General features: G+C 42.3%; 3 protein-coding genes and 3 pseudogenes. 3 read left to right on the forward strand and 3 right to left on the reverse strand.

Features of this window, described 5'->3' with window-relative positions; translation table 11 throughout:
• Window positions 1-268: pseudogene (locus tag C232_RS18985) on the forward strand (IS4 family transposase); the annotation flags it as partial.
• An 855-nt stretch (window positions 269-1,123) separates the two neighbouring features.
• On the opposite strand, the gene C232_RS0117855 reads toward C232_RS18985, so the two are convergent.
• The 3 genes from C232_RS0117855 to C232_RS0117865 form a co-directional block, all read right to left on the reverse strand.
• Window positions 1,124-2,377, reverse strand: coding sequence for an ABC transporter permease (locus tag C232_RS0117855; RefSeq protein WP_018665472.1), 1,254 nt, complete (start codon window positions 2,375-2,377; stop codon window positions 1,124-1,126).
• A complete protein-coding gene (locus C232_RS0117860) occupies window positions 2,370-3,269 on the reverse strand; it encodes an ABC transporter ATP-binding protein (protein ID WP_018665473.1) in 900 nt (299 codons plus the stop codon). The genes C232_RS0117855 and C232_RS0117860 overlap by 8 nt, the downstream gene beginning before the upstream one ends.
• 99 nt (window positions 3,270-3,368) lie before the next feature.
• Window positions 3,369-4,247, reverse strand: coding sequence for an ROK family protein (locus C232_RS0117865; protein WP_018665474.1), 879 nt, complete (start codon window positions 4,245-4,247; stop codon window positions 3,369-3,371).
• 251 nt (window positions 4,248-4,498) lie between these two features.
• Between C232_RS0117865 and C232_RS18990 the strand changes: the two are divergent.
• Window positions 4,499-5,758 (forward strand): annotated as a pseudogene (locus tag C232_RS18990) (IS4 family transposase); the annotation flags it as partial.
• Window positions 5,759-5,865: 107 nt separating this feature from the next.
• Window positions 5,866-6,055 (forward strand): annotated as a pseudogene (locus C232_RS19680) (IS1380 family transposase); the annotation flags it as partial.

Here is a 6,055-nt window from a genome sequence, read left to right on the forward strand (position 1 = left end):
ATTCGCAAGGTATATTGTACTTTCTTGGCAAAATCGATGTAGTAATGACGAGCGAACGCTTGGTGGCATGTTCTATGAATTGTGTGATGAAATAAATGACCTTGATTGGGCAGTAGCTTTACAGCAATTAATCGAGCTTCTTGAAGATACCCTAAAATATACGAAAAAAAGAATCCAAAAGTTAATTAAAAGTCAACTACAACAATGGATCGCGGGTTTGCCTAACTATATCAAGGCTTACCTGCCAGTTTCAGTCTGCGAAAGTTGAGTAATGATTAAGACATTTTTTTGCCTTCATTTTTGCCCATTTTTTAACCCAAATAAGTATGGAAACCACAATAAGAATGAGTCCGAGAATCAAAAATAGACGAGGAATAAACGATATGCTATCTGCTAAGTCACTACTGATTTCTGCACCAGAATAAGCGTTAACTAAGTTATAAATAAACAACATACATAGCCCTGTAAATGTTAAGATAAAACCATAATCAAATATTTTGAACATTAAAAAACAACCCCTTTATGTCTTTTGTATGTTAATTCTATTTTACAAGAAAAAATTATTTTCCTTCTGTGTATTCAACCAAAAATAAAAAAATCCTTTAATTTCTTGGAACCGTAATGAAAAAAAGTAATCTGTCCCTCACTGGGCTTGTTTATACGTTCCTTGGGAATTCTTTAAATAGAAAATTCAAAACTTATTTCTTGGGGTGCCAAAATAATTTTTTAAGGAAGGAACGTGACAGGCATCCGCGTTCCTTCCCTGTTTCTATCGACTTTGTAATCCGCTTATACCACTTTCACCTTCTACACTCGAGCGGTATTTTTGCAAAATAAAATCCGCCAAAAAAACGGCACCGTTTCAGAAACGGTACGCCGTTTTTTTTTGGCGGATCGGCAAAAGCTTGTAACACAAGGCATCGTTATTTGCTGAAAAATATGAAGTAACTCAAGATCAGTACCAGTGCGATAAAACCGACAATCGTACACGCTACAATGCTTTTCCTGGTAAAGTTATTCATACAAACTCCCCCCAATTGGATGTGGTTCGCTCCATTTGTTCGATATGCTTAGTTTACCCTTTGGAGGGAGAGTTAAAACAGACAGCAGCAGCTTCTTATCATCATTCTCCTTTTGATAATTGCAAAGCCTTCCTGATACTTCTGAGTGAATTGCTTTTTCCATACAATAACACACCGCCGCGGTAAATGCGTGCGCCGATGATCGCCATGAGTACAATCATAACAAGCAAAACGGCTGCACCGGAAATGCCAACCCACATCGGAAGATCAAGCATCCCCACGCGTAAAAACATCAGCATGGGCGTAAAAAACGGGACATATGAAAGCACGGTGACATACGTGGCGGACGGGTTCCCCAACCCTGCCATCGCCAGGAAGAAGCCGATCATTACCAAAAATGTCATCGGCATCATCATTTGCTGCGCATCCTCAATCCGGCTTACAAGCGAACCCAAAAGTGCCGCCAATGTTGCATACAGCAGGTAACCCAGCAGGAAAAACACAACTGCGTAAATAATGGTTGAAACTTCAATATCTGAAAACCCGAAGAAATCGAAAAAACCACCCGATAATGTTTTGAGGTTCGATTTTACCGAAAAGTATGCCGCCGCCAGCAAAACAGCCATTTGCGTCAGCCCCAGCAGCGCACCGCCAAGAATTTTGGCAAACATCTGCTGGACGGGGGACACGCTGGAAATCAAAATTTCCATGACGCGGGATGCCTTTTCTGTCGCCACTTCTGTTCCCACTGCGCTCGCATAAAAAATCACCGCAAAATAGATCGCAAACAACAAAATATAAACGAGGCCCCGTGCCTGCGCCAGTTCTTCTTCCGATTTTACATCGCGCTGAAGGTTTACACTTTTAAAAGACACCGGGCTGTTTAAAAGCATCAGCTGCTCCGAAGATAACTTCAATTCAGCTGCAGCCATATTTCCTTTTACAGCCTGCAGCGCCTGCTTGAGCTGGTTTGTGATAGCCGTATCGGTTAATTCAGTTGCTTTGTAAGTGGCTTGCGGCATATGTGCCTGGTCGAGGGAAATAACCAGATATCCCTTATACTTTTCGTTCATTACAGATTTTTTTATTTCTGCTTCACTGCCCTCCGCCTGATACAGCCGGATATCGCTGTTCATCATCTTCAACTGCTGTTTAAACGGCTGGTAAAGGTTGTGTGTTTGGTCAATCACGACAATTTTATCTTTTTGGCTGCCGCCGGAAAATAAATCTATGATGCGGTTCATATTGCCCATCACCAAAACACCGATGAGCAAAATGGCCGTTGTGATGAGAAAAGATTTCGATTTTAATTTGGATATATAGGAATGTCCCAGCAAAATGCCGAATTTATTCATAAGAAGCGCCCACCTTTTCTATGAAAATATCATTTAACGACGGTTCTTCCAAGGCAAATTTGCGGACAAATCCTTTTCCATTTACGGCAGCCAGGATTTGCTGTGAGACTTCTTCCCGGTCAATTTGCAATTCTGCTCCCTGCGCGGTTTTTTTATACTTTACAATGCCCGGGTAACGGCTCAAAAATTCGAGATCAAAATCAGCTTGAATCGTAATATTTTTCTTTCCAAATGCCTTTTTAATTTCCCGCAAGCTTCCGGATACGACCGGACTGCCATGGTGCATGATGCACAGATGTTCACATAGCTCTTCAACATGTTCCATCCGGTGGCTCGAAAATACAATCGTTGCGCCGCTGTCTTTCAATTCTGTTACCGCTGTTTTTAGAATTTCCACATTAACCGGATCAAGCCCGCTGAACGGTTCATCCAGGATCAACAGCTTTGGCCTATGTAAAACAGCTGTGATAAATTGGATTTTTTGCTGGTTGCCTTTGGACAATTCTTCTACCTTTTTGTCATAATAGTCCCCGATATGAAACCGTTCCAGCCATTTTTTTAATTCCTGTTGCGCATCCAGCCGGCCCATTCCCCTCAAACGGGCAAGATAAACAAGTTGGTCCTTTACCTTTAGCTTCGGATACAGGCCCCGTTCTTCCGGCAAATAGCCAATTTCGGGGCTGGCAGAGTAGTCTATCACTCTCCCGTTCCAAGTGATGCTGCCGCTATTTGCATTCAACAGCCCCAGGATCATCCGGAATGTTGTCGTCTTCCCGGCACCGTTTGCCCCCAGGAATCCGAACATTTCTTTTTCCGGAATGGTGATAGATAAATCATGAACGGCTGTAAATGAACCGAATGTTTTGGTGACGTGCTCGAGTGTTAATGCCAATGCTGCGGCCTCCTTTCTCCTTCATTTTTTATACGCATAGAGGCAAAAAAAGTTTCGTTGAAAAAGGCTGCCGTTTCTTTTTGCGGATTTCCCTTTCCTTCAAAGTATTAAACGCTTTTCATATGCCTGTTTCCCAAGCAGGATCGCGCCGGTAATGCCGGCATCGTTGCCAAGGCCGGGTGCTGTGATGTATTCTGATAACGGTTCCGGAAGCTGGACATATCCGTTAATGAATGCTGCCAGTTTTTTATGGATGAGCGGAAACAGCTGCTTTTGATGCATGACGCCGCCGCCCATGACAATTTTTTTCGGCGAAACGACTAAAATATACTGCATCAGTGCCTGCGCCAAATAATCGGCTTCCATTTCCCAGACTTCGGGGCGGCCGGCGAGTTCTTTGCCTTTTTGGCCCCAGCGTGCTTCGATTGCAGGGCCTGCAGCCAATCCTTCCAAACAGTCTTTGTGAAACGGACAAGCGCCCTCATAATGGTCTTCCGGATGGCGGCGTACAAGAACATGGCCCATTTCCGGATGTGACAATCCTTCAAGCACCTTCCCCTTGACAATTGCGCCGGCGCCGATGCCGGTACCCACTGTTATGTAAAGGCAGCTGTCAAGCCCTTTTGCTGCACCAAGCATTTGCTCGCCGAGTGCTGCGCCATTTACATCGGTTGTAAATCCGACCGGTACACCCAGCGCTTTTTCAACCACCTGTTTCAACGGATAATGCTGCCACACGGTTTTTGGTGTTGTGGTAATGTATCCGTATGTCTTACTATCCGGATTGACATCAATCGGGCCGAATGAAGCAATCCCGATCGCTTTGATTTTAAACCGTGAAAAAAAGGCTTCGACATCTTCCATTGTTTCTTTAGGCGTACGGGTTGGAAACTCGGCCCGGTCCTGAATGGTGCCGTTCTCATCCCCAACCGCACACACAAACTTTGTGCCGCCTGCTTCGATACCGCCAAACAACATAAGAATTCCCCCAAATATGTATTGTATTTTGTCCTTTTGACCGTGGCACGGCCTTTGCAATAAGTGCCGGATTTTGCCGGGAACAAAAGAAAGATTAATATTATTATAACTCAAGTTTCGGAGTAAAAAAAGTGACATAATCCCTTATAAAATCAAGCCTGAAACTGATTTTTTTATTAAAAAGTGTAAAAAAGACACCCATTTCTTGGTAAAATTAAGGTAACCAAACCACCAAAGAAAGGATGTCTTTTATGGCTACCATTTTACCAGATTTAAACCAAAAAGAAAACATTTACTCGGAAACTACACGATTTTTTAAACAAGCGAAGTTAGGCGTATTCTTACATCGGTCCAATATTCACAAGGTAAAGGGGGTCTCCGCTCTTTCTATAATCCGGTTCGTTTTCTCTCTCGTTCTTCATGGAATGAGTTTTTCACGAGCACTTAAATCAGATCGCATCCCGAAAGATTTCCGGAAGGATGTTGTCTATGACCTATTAAAGAATCCTACTTACAATTGGCGTAAACTGTTGGTTCTGGTTTCCACCTATCTCATAGAAAAGTTTATCCGTCCCCTTACGTCTGAAAGACGTGATTGTGTACTGATCTTTGACGATTCTGCCTTTTATCGAAACCGGAGTAAATGTGTTGAGCTGCTTGCACAGGCGAAGGATCATGCACATCATGTGTATTTCAAAGGATTTCGCATGCTTACCCTTGGCTGGTCAGATGGGGCTACCTTTCTACCTCTTGCCTTTTCACATTTAAGTTCTCCCAAAGCTAAAAATCGTTTTCAAGAAATGGATTCAAGCATCGATAAACGGACTGTTGGTTACAAACGCCGTAAGGAAGCTATCCAAAAAACTACGGAAACGATGTTCAACCTACTGAATGCTGTTGATCCCGAAAAGCTAGGGGCTAAGGCCGTTCTATTTGACAGCTGGTTTGCCTTTCCAAGTACCATCGCTAAAATCGTCAGGAATTATTCCCTTGATGTAGTCTGTATGCTAAAAGATTTACCAAGGGTTTCCTACCATTATGAAGGGCAGTCCTATCGATTAAGCCAACTCTATAAAATGGTTCGTAAAAAGCGTGGACGTGCTAAAATTTTGGCATCTATTGTCGTCGGATTAGGACACAATGATGAATACGGACAAGAAATTCAAGCACGTATCGTCTTTGTGCGTGACCGTAATCGCTCAAAAAAGTGGTTAGCTCTACTTACGACCAATATGAATCACACAGATGAAGACGTTGTGCGTATCTATGGCAAACGTTGGGATATTGAATGCTTCTTTAAAGTGACAAAATCATATCTAAAACTAGGTAAAGAATTTCAATGTCAGAGCTATGACTCAATGTTTGCTCATACGACCATTGTATTTCTAAGGTATTTGATGCTATCCTTACGCGCTAGAGAGGAAGAGGATCCTCGAACACTCGGACAATTATTTTACATGTATTGTGAAGAAATAGATGATATCCAATTTGCTGAAGCACTTTTGACAATTACCTGAATCCGTGACGAAATTTTCATTCAATCTCGAAAAACCCGCATGAAATCTAGTATAATATGGACAGAGTTCCATTTTAACCAATTCCACAATCAGGTGATTTCATGAAAAAGTTTATTATAGAAGCTACGAATGAACGAATTACTGCCCAAGCAGGATTAGCTATTGTAGGAAACCTACTAAATCAGACAAATTTAGATTCAAAGTTAAATGCCTATAAATTACCAAATATTTCTCGTAACCCTGAATATTCAAATGGTGATGTTGCCAAATCTTATATCGGCCTGCTTTGCC

The organism is Heyndrickxia acidiproducens DSM 23148 (genome assembly GCF_000374345.1).
In the GTDB taxonomy this organism is placed as follows: Bacteria; Bacillota; Bacilli; order Bacillales; family Bacillaceae_C; genus Weizmannia; species Weizmannia acidiproducens.